This window comes from Nocardia sp. NPDC004582 (genome assembly GCF_053602115.1).
Genome location: NZ_JBSGCY010000031.1, coordinates 38,734 through 56,306, shown reverse-complemented (window position 1 = coordinate 56,306; position 17,573 = coordinate 38,734). Strand labels below are relative to the sequence as shown.

Below are 17,573 nucleotides of genomic sequence, written 5' to 3'. Positions count from 1 at the left end.
CCCGGCCGCACACCCTGCCGGAGATCCTGGCGGCGGGCGCGGCGAAGTCCCCGTCGTCCATCGCGCTGCGGGTGGACGGCACCGCGTTCACCTATCGCGAACTCACCGAGTACGCCCACCGGCTGGCCCGGGTGCTGATCGCCGCGGGCGCGGGACCCGAACGCGCCGTGGCGATCTCGATTCCCCGCTCCGCCGAGTCGGTGCTGGCCATGTGGGCGGTGGCGGCGACCGGCGCGGCGTTCGTGCCCGTCGATCCCGGCTACCCGATCGACCGGATCGAGCACATGCTCACCGACAGCGGCGTGGTCGCGGGCGTCACGGTGGCGGGCTCGCGGGCCGCGCTGCCGGACCGGGTGCGATGGCTGGTCCTCGACGATCCCGAGACCGAGAAGACCGTCGCCGCAACCGATTCCGCGCCCATCACCGACGCCGACCGGTCCGCGCCCGTGCGCCTGGACCAGGTCGCGTACCTCATCTACACCTCCGGCTCGACCGGCCTGCCCAAGGGGGTCGCGGTCACCCATCGCGGCTTGACGAATCTGGTCACCGGGTCCGGGGCGGCGTTCGGGGTCGGCGCCGATGCCGTGGTGGCGCACGCGGTCTCCCCCAGCTTCGACATCTCGGTGGAGGAACTGCTGGTCGCGTTCGCGGTCGGCGCGACGGTGGGCGTGGTGCCCCCGGCCGCGTACGCGGGCGACGACCTGGCGCGGGTGCTGCGCCAGCTCGAGGTCACCCACCTGAATGTGACGCCGGCGGTGGCCAATTCGCTGGAGCCGCAGACCCTGCCGCGGCTGCGGACCGTGGTGGTCGGCGGCGACTCCTGCCCGCCCGAGCTGCCGGTGCGGTGGGCCGGGCGGTGTGTCATCAACGGGTACGGGCCGACCGAGGCGACCGTCACCGCCACCCTCAGCGCGCCGCTGACGCCGGGCGAGGCCATCACCATCGGCGCGCCGTCGCGCGGGGTGGGGGCGCTGGTCCTCGACCCGTGGCTGCGCCCGGTGCCGCCGGGTGTGATCGGCGAACTGTATTTGAGCGGTGCGGGTCTGGCGCGCGGCTACCACCAGCGCATCGGGCTGAGCGCCGGGCGGTTCGTGGCGAGCCCCGTCGATCCGGGCGCCCGGATCTACCGCACCGGCGACCTGGTGCGCTGGCGGCGGCGTTCCGGCCGCTGGGAGCTGGAGTATCTGGGCCGCGGCGACACCCAGGTGAAGGTGCGCGGCTTCCGCATCGAACTCGGCGAGGTCGACGCGGCCGTGGCCCGGCATCCGGGCGTCGAGATGGCGGTCACGATCGGCGCGACCACACCCGGCGGGGCGACCGCGCTGGTGTCCTACGTCCTGGCGGCCGATTCGGTGGTCGCGCCCGAAGCCGTGAAAGCCACGGTCGCCCAGCAGCTTCCGGCGCACATGGTGCCGTCGGTGGTGATGGTGCTGCACACGCTGCCGCTGACCCCCGCGGGCAAGGTGGACCGGCGCGCGCTGCCCGCACCCGACTTCGGCTCCGGCCCGCGGGCCGGTCGCGCACCCTCGACCGACGCCGAACGGGCGTTGGCCACGGTGTTCGAATCCGTGCTGGGCGTGGAATCGGTGTCGGCCGACGACAACTTCTTCGCCCTCGGCGGCGACAGCATCGTGGCCATCCAGCTGGTGGCCCGGGCCAAGGCCGCCGGGCTCGGGCTGCGCGCCCGAGATGTGTTCGAGCACAAGACCGTCGCCGCGCTGGCGGCCGTCGCGACCGCGGTCACCGCGCCGGTGATCGAGGAACTGCCCGGCGGGGCGGTGGGCCCGGTGACCCTCACCCCGATCGTGCACGACATGCTCGAGCACGGTGACACCTGGCCGAGATTCGCTCAGGCCGTATTGATTCCGCTGCCCCGCGACGTCGACCGGTCCCAGCTCACCGCGGCCGTACAGGCCCTGCTCGACCGTCACGACCTGCTGCGCAGCACCCTCACCCACGAACCCGGCGCCGGCGAGCACCCCTGGGTGTGGCGGGTCGGCGAACCCGGCGCGGTGGAGGCCGGGGCACTCATCGACACCGTCACCGCCGAACCCGGCAGCGACGGCGAGGACGAATTGCAGCGCGCCGCCGACCTGCTCGACCCCTCGGCCGGGGTGGTGGCCCGGTTCGTGTTCATCGACCGCGGCGAGGCGCTGCCGCTGCTGTGGGTGGTGCTGCACCACCTGGTCACCGACGGCGTCTCGTGGCGCATCCTGCTGCCGGACCTGGCCACCGCCTGGGCGGGCGGCGCCCTCGCGCCCGTCGGCACCTCCTTCCGGCGCTGGGCGCACGGGCAGTCGGAACAGGCCCCGGCCCGCGCCGCCGAACTCCCCTTCTGGCATGAGGTCCTCACCGCGCCGGACCCGCGCCTGGGCACCCGCGCCCTGGACCCCGAGCTCGACACCGTGGCCACCATGGGTCAGCTGCGCACCGTCATCGACCCCGATACCGCCACGGCCGCACAGGAACTCATTCCGGCGCGGTTCCACTGCGGACTCGAGGACGCGTTGCTGACCGCGCTCGCCCTGGCCTCGAGTCAGCTGCGGCGGACGCATCGGACGCTGCTCACCGTCGAAGGCCACGGCCGCGAGGAAGCGGTGCTGCCGGGCGCGGACATCTCCCGCACCATCGGCTGGTTCACCAGCGTGTTCCCCGTCGCGCTCGACCTCGGCGACCTCGATCTCGACGACGCCTTCCACGGCGGGCCCGCGGCGGGCGCGGCCCTCAAGGCGGTCAAGGAGCAGTTGCGGGCCATCCCCGACAAGGGCGTCGGCTACGGCATGCTGCGCCGGCTCGACCCCGCGACGGCCGCCGAACTCGAAGGCGCGCCCACCCCGCAGATCAGCTTCAACTACCTCGGGCGCACGGGCGCGGGCGTGGAACACCCCGGCGGCGCGGAAACCCCGTGGATCCCGGTCAGATTCGCCGCCACCCAGGACGACGCCGCGCCGCTGGCCGCCGTCATCGACATCAATGCCTTCCACACCGCCGCCGGCCTCGAAGTGACCTGGGCCTACGCGTCACGGGTGCTGTCCGCGGCACAGGTGGAGGAGCTGGCGCGACTGTGGGGGCTGGCGGTGACCGCGCTGGTCACCCACGCCCGCCACACCGGGGCGGGCGGGCACACGCCCTCGGACTTCCCGCTGGTGGCGGTCGAGCAGGCGCAGATCGACGCCTGGGAACGCGAATATCCGGACCTCACCGAGGTCTGGCCGCTGTCGCCGCTGCAGTACGGCCTGCTCTTCCACGCCCGCTACGACACCGACACCGCCGACGGCTACACCGTGCAGACCCAGCTGAATCTGGCCGGGCGCGTCGACTCCGGGCGGCTGCGCACCGCGGCGGCGGCCCTGCTGGAGCGGCACGAGGTGCTGCGCGTCGCCTATGTCGAGACCCCCGACGGGCCCCGGCAGCTGGTGCTCGGCCGAGCCGAGATCCCCTGGCAGGAAATCGATCTCACCACCATCGCCGAACCGGCCGAACGGCAGCGGGAACTGGCCCGCCTGATCGCCGTGGACGCGGGCACCCGCTTCGACCTGGCCCGGCCGCCGCTGCTGCGCTTCAGCCTCATCCGCACCGACGCCGAGGCGTACACGCTGCTGATGACCAATCACCATCTGGCCCTGGACGGCTGGTCCACGCCGCTGGTGGTGCGGGAACTGCTCGCCGGGTATCTGGCCGCGGTCACCGGGCACGAGATCCCGCAGCCGCCCGCGCACTCCTACCGCGAATTCCTGACCTGGCTCGGCGAGCAGGACGACGCCGCCTCCCTGGCCGCCTGGACCGAGGCGCTGGCCGGGGTCGACTCCCCCACCCGGGCGATCCCGACGCTGGCGGGCATCACCTCCACCGAATCCGGCATGGTCTCCGCCGATTTCGGCACCGCGAAACTGGCACAGCTCACCGACACCGTGCGCGCCGCCGGGGCGACGGTGAACACCGCGGTGCAGGCCGGGTGGGCGCTGCTGCTGGCCATGCTCACCGGGCGCACCGACGTGGTCTTCGGCGGCACCGTCTCGGGACGGCCGCCGCAGCTGGGCGGCGTCGAGGAGATGGTGGGGCTGTTCATCAACACCCTGCCGGTGCGGGTGCGGCTGGATCCCGGTGAGCGCGTGGGCGATCTGCTGGCGCGGGTGCAGGGCGAGCAGGCGCGGCTGCTGGACCATCAGCATGTCGGGCTGGCCGCCATCCATCGGGCGGTCGGGCTGCCGGAGCTGTTCGACACCCTCACCGTGTTCGAGTCCTACCCCATCGACCGCGAAACCCTCTCGCGGGCACTGGATATCGCGGGCATGCGAATCCTCGACGTGTCCGGCACCGACGCCACCCCGTACCCGCTGAACCTGATGGTGATCCCGCAGCGCGCCGCCGACGGCAGCGAAAGCCTGCGCATCACCATCAAATTCATGGCCGACGAACTGCCCGAGGCGGCCGCGCGGCGACTGCTCGACCGGTTCCTGCTGCTGCTCGACCAGATCGCCGAACATCCCGAACGCCGCACCGCGCAGCTGCAGCACTGCGATCCGCTGGAACGGGCGCAGCTGGTGCCGGTCCGCGGCGGCGCGCCCACCACGCTGCGCACCCTGCCCGACATCCTCGCCGCCGGCGCGCGCGCCAACCCCGACGGCGTCGCGATCAGCTCCGGCACCGTGTCCATGACCTACCGCGACCTCGACGCCTGGTCCAACCGGTTCGCGCGAGTCCTGTTGCGGCGCGGCGTCGGACGCGAGACCTTCGTGGTGCTGGCCCTGACCCGGTCAGTGGAATCGGTGGTCGCGGTGTGGGCGCTGGCCAAGACCGGGGCGGCGTTCCTGCCGCTGGACCCCAACTATCCGGTCGAACGCATCGAGCACATCCTCACCGACTCGCGCGCGCCCATCGGGGTCACCGTGTGCTCGGTCGGCGAAACCCTGCCCGGCAGCATCGACTGGCTGCTGCTCGACGACCTCAACACCATCCGGCGCGTCATGACCGTCTCCGACGCGCACATCACCGACGACGAACGCGGCGGGCCCATCAACCTCGCCCAGACCGCGTACCTCATCTACACCTCCGGCTCCACCGGCAAACCGAAGGCCGTCCTGCTCAGCCACCGCGGACTGGCCAATCTCGTGGCCTCCCAGCAGAGTCTGCTCGATCTCGACGAGACCTCCAGCGCACTGCAGGTGGCCTCGCCCAGCTTCGACGCCTCGGTGCACGAACTGCTCATGGCGCACGGCGCGGGCGGACGACTGGTCATCTCGCCCCCGGACGTGTACGGCGGCGACGCCCTGGAGGAACTGCTGCGCACCCAGGGGGTCACGCACGCGGTCATCACGCCGTCGGTGCTGGCCACCATGAACCCCGCCGGGCTCGACGACCTGACCTGCCTGTCGGTCGCCGGTGAAGCGGCCGGACCCGAACTGGTGGCGGCCTGGTCGGCCGGGCGACGCATGGTGAACCTGTACGGGCCCACCGAATTCAGCGTGTGGGCGACCGGACCCGGCGAACTGCGGCCCGGCGAGCAGATCACCATCGGCGCACCCGTGCGCGGCGCGGCCACCCTGGTGCTCGACAGCTGGCTGCGGCCGGTGCCGCTCGGCGTGACCGGCGAACTGTATCTGGCCGGGCCCGCACTGGCCCGCGGCTACTTCAACCGCTTCGGGCTCACCGCGGCCCGCTTCGTCGCCAACCCCTTCACCACGCCCGGCGCGCGCATGTACCGCACCGGCGACATGGTGCGCTGGGTGGAGGTCAAGACCGCCGACGGCACCCAGCTGGAACTGGAATACCTGGGGCGCAGCGACTTCCAGGTCAAGATCCGCGGCCTGCGCATCGAACTCGGCGAGATCGACGCCGTGCTCGCCGCCGACGAGCAGGTCGACTACGCCGCCACCCTCGGCTGCCCGGGACCCGGCGGGCAGACCGTGCTGGTGTCCTACGTGGTCGCCGCCCCCGGGCAGCGCCTCGACACCGAACTGCTGCGCACCCGCATCGCCGCGGCACTGCCCGGCTACATGGTGCCCAGCTACCTCATCGAACTCGACGACGTGCCGCTGACGCCCGTCGGCAAACTGGACCGGAACGCCCTGCCCGCACCGGATTTCGCGACCCTGGATCAGCGATACCTGGCACCGCGCAGCGCCATCGAGACCGCCGTGGCCCAGGTGTTCGCCGACGTCCTCGAGGCCGAAGAGGTCAGTATCGACCGGTCCTTCTTCGAGCTGGGCGGCAACTCCCTCACCGCCACCCGCGTGGTGGCCCGGGTCAACGCGGCCCTGGGCGCCACCATCGCGCTGCGCGACCTGTTCGACGCGCCGACCGTCGCGCAACTGTCGTCGCGCATCGTGCCCGGCGCGGAACTCCCCGGCCTGCCCACCCTGGCCCCGCGCATCCGGCCCGACCGGATCCCGTTGTCCCCCGCCCAGCAACGCATGTGGGTGCTCAACCGGCTCGACCCGAACTCGGCCGCCTACAACATCACCGCCGCCCTGCGCCTGACCGGCGACCTCGATGTCGACGCGCTGCGCCGGGCCGTCGCCGATGTGGTGACCCGGCACGAATCGCTGCGCACCATCTATCCCGCCGACGCCGAGGGCCCCCGCCAAGTCGTGCTCAGCGCCGACGCCGCGGCCCCCGACATCAGCTTCGCCGACACCGACGACGGCCCCGACCTGCACACCGCCATCGCCGAGAACACCGGGACCGGTTTCGATCTCACCCGTGAGGCCCCGCTGCGCGTGCACGTCCTGCGCCTCACCCCGCGCCCCGGGGAACCCGCCGAACACGTGGTGGTGCTGGTCGTGCACCACATCAGCGCCGACGGGGCCTCCATGGCGCCGCTCGCCACCGACCTCGTCACCGCCTACCTCGCCCGCACCCACGGCGCCGAGCCCGAACGGCCGCCGCTGCCGGTGCAGTACGCCGACTACTCGATCTGGCAGCGCGAACTACTCGGCGACGAGAACGATCCCGAATCCCGTGCCGCACAACAGGTCCGGTTCTGGAAGCAGCGCCTGGCCGCGACACCCGACGTGCTGGAACTGCCCACCGACCGGCCGCGGCCCGCAGTCCAGAGCCTGCACAGCCGCGACCTCGAATTCCGCATCGACGCCGGAACCCACGACGCGCTCACCGACTTGGCGGCGGCCACCGACACCAGCCTGTTCATGGTGTTGCACGCCTCCCTGGCGGTGCTGCTGTCGCGGCTTTCCGGAACCCCGGACGTGCTGATCGGCACCGCGGTGGCCGGACGCGGCGAGGCCGCTCTCGACGATCTGGTCGGCATGTTCGTCAACACCCTCGCGCTGCGCACCCCGGTCGACCCGGCACTGGGGTTCCGGGACTTCCTGGCGCAGGTCCGGACCGCCGACCTGGACGCGTTCGCGCACGGCGACGTGCCCTTCGAACGACTCGTGCAGGTCCTGGACCCGCCGCGATCCACGGCCCAGCACCCGCTGTTCCAGGTCTCGCTGTCGCTGCAGAACTTCGAACCGCCCACCGTGGAATTCCCGGGCCTGCGCGTCGAGGTCGAACCCATCGAACGCGACGCCTCCCAGTTCGACCTGACCTTCGACCTGCGCGCCCCGCTGCCCGGCTTCGACGAGTCCGGACTCGACGGCACCCTCACCTTCGCCACCGACCTGTTCGACGAGACCACCGCCGCGCGGCTGGTCACCCGCTGGCGGCGAGTCCTCACCGCCGTCACCGCCGACCCGGGCATCCGGCTCTCCGACATCGAACTGCTCGACCTGGCCGAACGCGCCGCCCTGGTCCCGGTACACGGACCCCGGAGCAGCGGAATCACCACCCTGGCCCAGGTGTTCCGGGCCGCCGCCACCGCGCACCGGCTGTGCCCGGCCATCATCGCCGACGGGCGCGCGGTGTCCTACCGCGAACTCGACACCGCCTCACAGCGGTTGGCCATGCAGCTCTCCGCCGCCGGAGCCGGATCGGAAACCGTGGTGGCGCTGGCCCTCTCGCGCGGCCCCGAACTACTCACCGCGATCTGGGCGTGCGCCAAGGCGGGCGCGGCGTTCCTGCCCATCGACCCACGCCATCCCCTCGACCGCATCGACCACATGCTCGCCGACTCGGGCGCGGTGCTCGGGCTCACCACCGGCGCGCACCTCGGGCTGCTGCCCGACCGGGTCGGCTGGCTGGTGCTCGACGATCCGGCCGCCTCCACCGTGCGAATCCCGCTCGGGGGCGGGCGGGTTCGCGCCATGCGCACCTATCCCGACCAGCCCGCGTGGCTGATCTACACCTCCGGGTCGACCGGTCCGCCCAAGGGCGTGTCGGTATCGCATCGCGGCATCGCCGATCTGGTGCGGGCCCAGCGGGAACTGCTGGCGCTGGGCGAGCACTGCCGGGTACTCCAGGTCGCCTCACCGAGTTTCGACGCCTCCGCGTTCGAAGCGCTCATGGCCTTCGGCTCCGGCGGCACCGCCATCGTGGCCCCGCCCGACGTGTTCGGCGGCGAACCGCTGACCGAACTCATCGCCACCCAAGGCGTCACGCACCTGGTCATCACGCCGTCGGCGCTGGCCACCCTCGACCCGGACGCCGTGTCCAGCGTGCGCGTGCTGGCCGTGGCGGGCGAGGCCATCGGACCCGACCTGGTGGCGCGCTGGGCCACCGGACGCACCCTGATCAACCTGTACGGCCCCACCGAATTCACCATCTGGGCAACGGCTTCCGAACCGCTCGTGGTCGGGCAGCCGGTCACCATCGGCGCGCCGATCCGGGGCGCGGACACCCTCGTCCTCGACGACCGGCTGCGACCGGTCCCCATGGGCGTCGCCGGAGAGCTGTACCTGGCCGGACCCGCCCTGGCCCGCGGCTACCACGATCGCCCCGGCCTCACCGCCGCCCGCTTCGTCGCCGACCCGTACGGGCGGCCCGGCGAACGCCTCTACCGCACCGGGGATCTCGTGCGCTGGACCGGCTACCTCGACGAACCCCGCCTGGAATACCTGGGGCGCACCGACTTCCAGGTGAAGGTGCGCGGACAGCGCATCGAACTCGGCGAGATCGACGCCGCGCTGTCCGCCGCCGACGGCGTCGAATTCGCCGTCACCCTCGGCGTTCCCGGCCCCGGCGGGGCCACCGCGCTGGCCGCCTACCTGCTGCCCGAACCCGGTCGCGAGATCGATCTCGCCGACCTGCGCGCCCACGCCGCCGACCGGCTGCCCGGCTACATGGTGCCCTCGGCCTTCGTGGTGCTCGGCGCCATCCCGCTCAACGCGGTCGGCAAACTCGATCGGCGCGCGCTGCCGGCGCCGGTGTTCGAGGCCGAGACCGAATACCGCGCCCCCAGCGGCGATCTGGAGACCGCGCTCGCCGAGATCATCGCCGAACTGCTGGGCCGCGACAAGGTCGGCGTGCACGACTCGTTCTTCGCCCTCGGCGGCGACAGCATCCTCGCCATCCAGCTGGTGTCGCGCGCCAAACTGCGCGGCATCGAACTCACCCCGCTGCAGATCTTCGAACACCGCACCGTCGCCGCGCTGGCCGCCCTCGCCGCGGCCGGCGGCGACACCGTCGTGCTCGAGGAACTGCCCGGCGGCGGCGTCGGCGACCTGCCGCTCACCCCGATCGTGCGATGGATGCTCGAACGCGGCGGCGACCACCGGCGATTCGCGCAGACCGCGGTCCTGGAACTGCCGCAGGGCATCAGCCGCGAACAACTCGTCGCCACCGTCACCGCCGTCGTCGACCACCACGACGCGCTGCGCGCCCGGCTCGCGCCCGAGAACGGCGACTGGCGCATGAGCATCGGCGAACCGGGCTCGGTCGACGTCGACGCCCTGCTGTACCGCATCGAATTCGACACCGCCGACGCGGTCGACCTGCGCGAATACGCCATCACCGAAACCGATTCCGCGCTCGGCCGCCTCGACCCCGCCACCGGCACCGTGCTGCAACTGGTCTGGCTCGACCCCGCGCCCGGCAGCCCCGCCGACCGGCGCGGCCGCCTCATCCTGGTCGCCCACCACCTGGTCACCGACGGCGTCTCCTGGCGCATCCTCATCCCCGACCTGATCGCGGCCTGGGCGCAGATCAGCGGCGACGCCACCCCGATCCTGCCCGAGACCGGCACCTCACTGCGCCGCTGGGCCCACGCCCTCGAAGACGCCGCGCGAAGCGAAACCCGCACGGCCGAACTGGATTACTGGCGCGAGGTGGCCGCCACCCCCGACCCGCCGATCGGGCCACGCGACCTGGACCCGGCCGTCGACCGGGTCCCCACCGTGCGCGCCGTCGAGATCGAACTCGACCCCGAGGTCACCGAGACCCTGCTCACCACCCTGCCCGGACTCTTCGACGGCACCGTCGAGGACACCCTGCTGGCCGCGCTCGCCCTGGCCGTCATGCGCTGGCGCATGGACACCTCCGAGGCGGTACTGGTCCGGCTCGAAGGACACGGCCGGCAGCAGGAGATCGTGCCCGGCGCGGACCTGTCGCGCACCCTCGGCTGGTTCACCACCGTCTACCCGGTGCGACTCGCCCTGTCCCACATCCCGATCCGCGACGCCTTCGCGGGCGGACCGGCCATGGGCGCGGCCATCCGGGCGGTCAAACACCAGCTGATGGCCGTGCCGGACAAGGGCATCGGCTACGGCCTGCTGCGCTACCTCAACCCCGAGACCGCCACCGCCCTGCCGCACCGGGTGCCCGGGCGCATCGGCTTCAACTACCTCGGCCGCTACGCCACCGCCGACATCCCGGCCGGACTCGAGGACCTCGGCTGGCTACCCACCGACGAATTCGGCGACCTGCGCACCACCGAACACGCCGACGTACCCGTCACCGCCGAGATCGAGATCAACGCGGTGGTGGCCGGCGACCGGCTGCAGGCGAGCTTCACCTTCCCGCAGACCCTGCTGCCCCGGCACGAGATCACCATGCTGGCCCACCTGTGGACCGACGCGCTCGCCGCCGCCGCGTACTTCGCCACCTCCCCCGCCGCCGAACTCGCGGCCGAGGCCGAACGCAAGCACATGGCCGAACTGCGCGAGCGGCAAGCGGCCGCCGCCCTGGCCGCCTCGCGCGCCGAGGCGAGTCCCGGACTCGGACTGGACGTGGTGCTGCCCATCCGGCCCGGCGGCGACGAACCCCCGCTGTTCTGCGTCCACCCCTCGTCCGGCATCGCCTGGACCTACCTCGGATTCGCCGAAGCCCTGGCTCCCGGACGGCCGATCTACGGCCTGCAAGCACCAGACCTTTCCGGCGAACCGCACGCCCGCAGCATCGGCGACTTCGCCGAACGCTACGTGGCCGAAATTCGCAGACTGCAACCGAACGGGCCTTATCATCTGCTCGGATGGTCATTCGGCGGCCTGATCGCGCACGCCGTCGCCGCCCAGCTCGAGGCAACCGGAGACGAGGTCGCCACCCTGGCCCTACTCGACGCGGACAGCACCGATATCGACGGTGACAGCATCGACAAGCTCACCGCCGGTTCCTTCGTCGCGACCTTCGGATCCGTCTTCGGCATCACCGACATCCCCGCCGACACCACCGCCGCGCAGGCCGCCGCCATGATCCGCGACCGCATGGGCGGGGTCGACCTGATCGACGCCACCACCCTGGAACGGATGGCCGCCTCCTACAACGCCTCCGCCGCCACCCGCACCGGCTACCAGCGGCCCGTCTTCCACGGCGACGCGCTGTATTTCAGCGCCACCGTGCACACCTCCGACATCTTCGGACCCGAGGGCTGGCGGCCCTGGATCACCGGCACCATCACCAACCACGACATCGACGTCAGCCACGAAGAACTGACCGCACCGCACGCGCTCGCGGCCATCGCCCGAATTCTCGACGCGCACCTGGGAGGGACGCCGTGAACACCGACAAGGGCAAACCCGATACCACCGATGTGAACACCACAGCGGCAACCCTCGGCACCACCGAACCGGCCACCCTCGGCACCACCGAACCGGCGACCCTCGGCACCGCCCGCACCGGCCCGGCGGACACCTCGGTCGACGGCGTGGTCGTCGAAGGCGTCGAGAAGTCCTTCGGCGCGGTCCAGGCCCTGCGCGGGGTCACCTTCAAGGCCGCGCCCGGCGAGGTGCTGGGCATCCTGGGACCCAATGGCGCGGGCAAGACCACCATGGTCAACATCCTGTCCACCCTCATCGCACCCGACGCCGGGCGCGCGCAGGTCGCCGGGCACGACGTCGTCGCCGACGCCGCCGCCGTCCGCCGCTCGATCATGCTGACCGGGCAGTTCGCCGCCCTCGACGACGCCCTGTCCGGGTACGAGAACCTCGTCATGTTCGGCCGCCTGATGGGCCTGCGCAAACGCGCCGCCCGCGCCCGCGCCGACGAACTCGTCGAGGAATTCGACCTCACCCAGGCCGCCGGACGCCGCGTCGGCACCTACTCCGGCGGCATGCGGCGGCGCATCGACATCGCCTGCGGACTGGTCGTACGACCCGAAGTGGTGTTCCTCGACGAACCCACCACCGGACTCGACCCGCGCAGCCGCCAAGGCGTCTGGGACCTGGTCGGCGGATTCCGCAAACACGGCATCACCACCCTGCTCACCACCCAATACCTCGAAGAAGCCGACGCGCTGTGTGACCGCATCATCGTCATCGACCACGGCCTGGTCATCGCCGCCGGCACCGCCGACGAACTCAAGGCCCGCACCGGCGGCAGCTACTGCGAGATCGTCCCGCTGCGCCTGGAAGACCTGCCCGCCCTGATGACCGCCCTCGGCGACCTGCTCCCGGCCACCGTTCGCGAAGCGCTGACCGAGGATTCGGACCGGCTCGCCATCCCCGCGCCCGGAGGCGCGAAAACCCTCGCCGAGGCGCTGCGGCGGCTCGACTCGGCCGGGCTGGAACTGGTCGACATCGCGCTGCGCCGCCCCTCGCTCGACGACGTCTTCCTCGAACTCACCGGCCACATCCCCAAAAACGAGGAACCCGAGGAGGATTCACCCTCGATCCGGCTGCGCGCCGACGGCGGCGGCCGCCACCGCGCCGCCGAGGATCGGACCCGGGCATGACCGCCACCGCCACCGCGCCCGCCGCGCGCACCGGCTGGCTCACCGACGTCCGCGCCACACCCGCCACCCTCGCCCAATGGTGGGTGCTCACCGTGCGGCTGATCGTGCCCTCGGTCAAGACCGGCGAGATCATCACCGCCATCGCCGCACCCGTCACCTTCACCGCGAGCTTCTACATCCCGCTCAACCGCGTGATGACCTTCGCCGGACTGGGATTCAGCAGCTACGCGCAATTCATGGCGCCCATCGTCATCCTGCAGGCCTGCGCGTTCACCGGCGTCTCCGCCGCCTTCCGGGCCGCCACCGACGCCGTCTCCGGACTCGACCGGCGCTTCGACGCCATGCCCATGCACCCGATCGTGCCCGCCGCGGCGCGCATGTCCTCCAACGTGTTCCGGCTGCTGATCGGACTCGTCGCCGCCGTGATCAGCATCCACGTGGTCGGGTTCCGGTTCGTCGGCGACTGGGCGCACACCCTCGGATTCCTGGCCCTGGGACTGGCCATCGGCATCGCGTTCTGTCTCGGCGCGGACGCCATCGGCACCTACACCCGCAGCCCCGAGGCCACCTCCCAGATGCTGGTGCTGCCACCGCTCATCCTCGGCATGCTCTCCACCGGTCTGGCCCCGGCCCACCAATTCCCGCACTGGGTCCAGGGTTTCGTCCGTAACCAGCCGGTCTCCCAATTCGCCGAGGGACTGCGCGCGCTCGGCGGCGACACCCTCGGCAAGGCCCACCCCGTCACCTGGTCGCTGATGACGCCGCCGCTGCTGTGGCTGGTGGGCACGATCATGGTGGCCTGCTATTTCATCGCCCGGCAGAACCTGAAGAGGTCGTCATGACCACTCTCGAACGTCCCGACACCGCCGACACCCTGCTGTTCGGCGAGACCTCCGCACCGGCCCTGCTGCGGCACACCTGGATTCAGACCCAGCGGTTGCTGGTCCGGTGGATGCGCGACCCGGTCACCCTGCTCGAGACCCTCGTCGTGCCGTGTCTGCTGCTGCTCATGCTCGACATCGTGGTGGGCTCGCAGATCGAGAAATTCTCCGGCCGCAGCGCCCTCTACGGATCCACGCCCATGGTGACGCTGGTCGGCGCGCTGTCGGGCACGGTGGCCAGCGGTGTCATGCTCGGGCGTGAACGCGAGGCGGGGATCCTGGCGCGCTTCTGGGTGCTGCCCGTGCACCGCGCCTCCGGATTGGCCGCGCGGATCATCGCCGAGGGCTGCCGGATCTTCGCGGGGACCGTGGTCATCATCTGCTTCGGCATGGCGCTGGGGTTCCGCTTCCGGCAGGGACCCTGGCACGCGTTCGCGTTCCTGTGGATCCCGGTGCTGTTCGGGCTGGCCTTCGCCACCATGGTCACCGCCATCGCCGTGTTCACCGCCAAGTCCACCCTGGTCGAGGCGGTGGCGCTGTTGTCGTCGCTGCTCATGTTCTTCAGCACCGGGTTCGTGCCGCTGGCGGCCTACCCGAAGTGGATTCAGCCGGTGGTGGAGCACCAGCCCATGTCGGTGGCCGTCGACACGATGCGGGCGCTGGCCGAGGGCGGTCCGGTCGCCGGACCGTTGCTGCGGACCGTGGCGTGGTCGGTGGGGTTGATCGTGGTGTTCGCCATCCCCGCGGCCTACGGCTACCGCCGCGCCAGCCGCCAATGATCAATACCCCTTGCCGGGAAAGTCGGCGCGCTGGGGTGCCGACCTCCCGCCGGGGCGCGGCGAGCGGATTAAGCTGGCCGCCGTGCTCGAACCCGAAACCGCCGTCGCGCCCCACCCCGACATCGCCCACCTGGCCCCGCTGCTGGGCACCTGGCGCGGCCGCGGCCGCGGCGAATACCCGACCATCGACTCGTTCGAGTACCTGGAGGAAGTGCATTTCGGCCACGTCGGCCGGCCCTTCCTGACCTACCGGCAGCGCACCCGCGCCGCCGACGGCAGCCGTCCCATGCACTCCGAGACCGGCTATCTGCGCGCGCTGCCCGACGATCGGATCGAGCTGATCCTGGCCCACCCCACCGGCATCACCGAGATCTGCGAGGGCCGGCTGGTCCGCGAGGACGGCGAGCTGCGCCTGGAACTCGACTCCACCTCGATCGGGATGAGCAGCAGCGCGAAGTCGGTGACCGCGCTGGGCCGAACCATCTCCGTCACAGGCGACACTCTCGATTACTCCTTGCGCATGGCCGCTGTCGAGCAACCGCTGACCCACCACCTCGCAGCAACCTTGCAGCGCACGAACTGAAAGTGAACTTTACGGTCGGATAGCGGCCGCGACCTGCCGTTCTCTTCCGCAAGCGGAGTGCGGCAGCACACTTGCGCCTTGCCTTCGGCCCAACTCAGCGGATACGGTTTCCTGCATCGGCAAACAGTCAGCCAACCCTCATTGAGGACCGGATCAACCCAATCCACACCGTTCGGGTCTCCTTACTCATCCCAAAACAAGGGAGCGGGATATGAAGCGCTCGGCCCTTTTGCTAGTCACCACCGCGGGCATGATTCTCGCGGGCGCCGGTGTCACCGAGATGCTCGGTGACGGATCCGTCGAGGGACCACCGGTCAGGACTCTCGCCGACCAGCGATTCGTGACCGACAACGTCGGTGAGATCCAGTCGGCCGCGTGCGTGAAGGTCGACGGCCGCTACACCGGGCGCTGACTCCACTCCCGAATACGCACAGACCCCGAGACCCTCCTCGATCGAGCCGCCAAGCGGCCTCAATACCCGGCAGGCAGGGCCGCGACCATATCGCGGGTCACCGCCACGGCGTTGTCGGAACTGCCGCCTCGCACCACCAGGGTGGCCCAGGCCAGATCACCGCGGTATCCGATGAACCACGCATGCGAACCGCCGTCCACCTCGGCCTCACCGGTCTTCCCGTACACCTCGCCCTGATCGACGATGCGCTCGGCCGTACCGCCGAGCACCACCTTGCGCATCATCAATCGCAGGCCGTCGATCACCTCCGGCTTCAACTGCGGCCGGTCCCCCGACACCTGGGTCTGATGACCCGCGATCAGGTACGGCGTCGGCGCCGAACCGTGCGCGACCGTCGCCGCCACCAGCGCCATCCCGAACGGACTGGCCAGCACCTTGCCCTGCCCGATGCCGTCCTCGGCGCGCTGCACCAGATCGTGGTCGGCGGGCACCGAGCCCGAGGCCGTCGGCAGGCCCGCGATCGTGTAGTCCAGGCCGAGGCCGAGGGCGGCCGCGGCCGTGCGCAGATCGTCGCCCTCGAGTTCGGAGGCCAATTTGGCGAAGGACGTGTTGCAGGAGCGCTCGTAGGCGGTCGCCATGGCCACGCTGCCGACACTGAACAGGTCGTAGTTCGGAATCGTGCGCTCCCCCACCACGATCTGGCTCGGGCACGGGACCACGGTGTCGGGGGTGGCGTGGCCGGCGGTCATGGCCGCGGCGGCGGTCACCGTCTTGAAGGTCGAGCCCGGCGGGTACAGACCGGTCGCGGCCACCGGGCCGTCCTTGTCGGCGGCCTCGTTCTGGGCGACCGCCAGGATCGCGCCCGTCGAGGGCTGCACCACGACCATCATGGCCTGTTCCTTGCGGACGTCCACCGCGCGCTGGGCGGCGTTCTGGACATAGCGGTCGACACTGAGCGAGAAGGACGGGGAGGTCTGCGGGTCCACCTCCTCGAGCACGTCGGTGTCGACGCCATTGGCGTTGACGGTCACCACGCTCCAGCCCGCCTTGCCGTCCACCTCGTCGATGACGGTCTTGCGGATCTGGGTCATGAGGTCCGGGGCGAAGTGGCGGTCGGTGGGGACCAGGTCGAATTCCTTGTTGAAGGTGACCCCGGACAAGCCCATCAGGACCGAATCGACCTCGCCGAACTCCCATTCCGAGAGCTGGGCGACCGTGTAGGGTCCGTCGGCGCGGCGCGCGGTCCGCAGCAGCGTGGCGGCGTCGATCTTCTCGTCGAAGCGGCGCAACGCATTCGCGAGCGCGATGCTGACGCCATTCGGATCGGACGAAGCGGACGGTTTGAACTGCACCCGATACAGCGCGCCCGGCACCAGCACGTCCCCGCCGGAGCGTTCGTTCACCCGGGCGCGCGGCGCCGGATTCGAACGCAGTTGCAGCGTCTGGGTATTGCCCAGCTGCGGGTGGATGTCGGCGGCCGACCAGCGCACCTGCCACTGGCCGCCGGCCCGGCCCATCTGCAGCTGCCCCTTGTAGGTCCAGACGCGGTCCTTGGGCAGATGCCATTCGTAGGTGTAGTCGACGATGGCGGTGTCGCCGGTGATCCGCGCCGCGCCGGTGCTGGCCACCAGCTTCTCCGCCTGCAGCTGGTCCCACGCCGAACCGAGTGCGGCGCGGGCCTTTTCGGGTTGGCTGGTGCGGTCGGCGGCCGCGTCCACATCGTGGTCGGCGAAATCGGAGACGAAGGCCTCGGCGGCCTGGACGGGCCCCTGGGGACCCGAGGAGCAGCCGACCGCGGCGAGCGCGACCGTGGCGGCGATCAGCGTGGAGAAGACCCGAGTTGACATCGGATCCGATGCTAGGAGCCAACTACTGGCAAACCGGCGCGACACACTGCACCGGAACGGATTTCACG

7 protein-coding genes are annotated in these 17,573 nt (G+C 71.3%); 6 read left to right on the top strand and 1 reads right to left on the bottom strand.

The window, feature by feature from the left end:
- The first annotated feature begins 14 nt into the window (after positions 1 to 14).
- From ACWELJ_RS12140 to ACWELJ_RS12115, 6 genes are all read left to right on the top strand, one after another.
- Complete coding sequence (locus ACWELJ_RS12140; RefSeq protein ID WP_452366200.1) at positions 15 to 11,831, top strand: amino acid adenylation domain-containing protein; 11,817 nt, start codon at positions 15 to 17, stop codon at positions 11,829 to 11,831.
- A 146-nt stretch (positions 11,832 to 11,977) separates the two neighbouring features.
- Positions 11,978 to 13,003: an ATP-binding cassette domain-containing protein gene (locus tag ACWELJ_RS12135; protein WP_452366199.1), complete on the top strand. Its 1,026-nt coding sequence runs from the start codon at positions 11,978 to 11,980 to the stop codon at positions 13,001 to 13,003.
- The gene (locus ACWELJ_RS12130; protein WP_452366190.1) at positions 13,000 to 13,845 is read left to right on the top strand and encodes an antibiotic transporter; all 846 of its coding nucleotides are present in this window, start codon (positions 13,000 to 13,002) and stop codon (positions 13,843 to 13,845) included. The genes ACWELJ_RS12135 and ACWELJ_RS12130 overlap by 4 nt, the downstream gene beginning before the upstream one ends.
- On the top strand, positions 13,842 to 14,663 hold the full coding sequence (locus tag ACWELJ_RS12125) for an ABC transporter permease (protein WP_452366189.1): 822 nt from the start codon (positions 13,842 to 13,844) through the stop codon (positions 14,661 to 14,663). Before ACWELJ_RS12130 ends, ACWELJ_RS12125 begins: the two co-directional genes overlap by 4 nt.
- A 73-nt stretch (positions 14,664 to 14,736) precedes the next feature.
- The gene (locus tag ACWELJ_RS12120; protein WP_452366198.1) at positions 14,737 to 15,246 is read left to right on the top strand and encodes a peroxynitrite isomerase; all 510 of its coding nucleotides are present in this window, start codon (positions 14,737 to 14,739) and stop codon (positions 15,244 to 15,246) included.
- Positions 15,247 to 15,457: 211 nt separating this feature from the next.
- The gene (locus ACWELJ_RS12115; RefSeq protein WP_357092784.1) at positions 15,458 to 15,658 is read left to right on the top strand and encodes a hypothetical protein; all 201 of its coding nucleotides are present in this window, start codon (positions 15,458 to 15,460) and stop codon (positions 15,656 to 15,658) included.
- A 59-nt stretch (positions 15,659 to 15,717) separates the two neighbouring features.
- Here ACWELJ_RS12115 and ACWELJ_RS12110 read toward each other — a convergent pair whose 3' ends face one another.
- Positions 15,718 to 17,505 carry a penicillin-binding transpeptidase domain-containing protein gene (locus ACWELJ_RS12110; protein ID WP_452366188.1) on the bottom strand — a complete coding sequence of 596 codons (1,788 nt, stop codon included), beginning with the start codon at positions 17,503 to 17,505 and terminating at the stop codon, positions 15,718 to 15,720.
- Positions 17,506 to 17,573: the final 68 nt, after the last annotated feature.

Coding starts and splice junctions, on each gene's coding strand:
- ACWELJ_RS12130 (WP_452366190.1), top strand. CDS start 13,000: ATGACCGCCACCGCCACCGCGCCCGCCGCGCGCACCGGCTGGCTCACC.
- ACWELJ_RS12125 (WP_452366189.1), top strand. CDS start 13,842: ATGACCACTCTCGAACGTCCCGACACCGCCGACACCCTGCTGTTCGGC.
- ACWELJ_RS12115 (WP_357092784.1), top strand. CDS start 15,458: ATGAAGCGCTCGGCCCTTTTGCTAGTCACCACCGCGGGCATGATTCTC.
- ACWELJ_RS12110 (WP_452366188.1), bottom strand. CDS start 17,505: ATGTCAACTCGGGTCTTCTCCACGCTGATCGCCGCCACGGTCGCGCTC.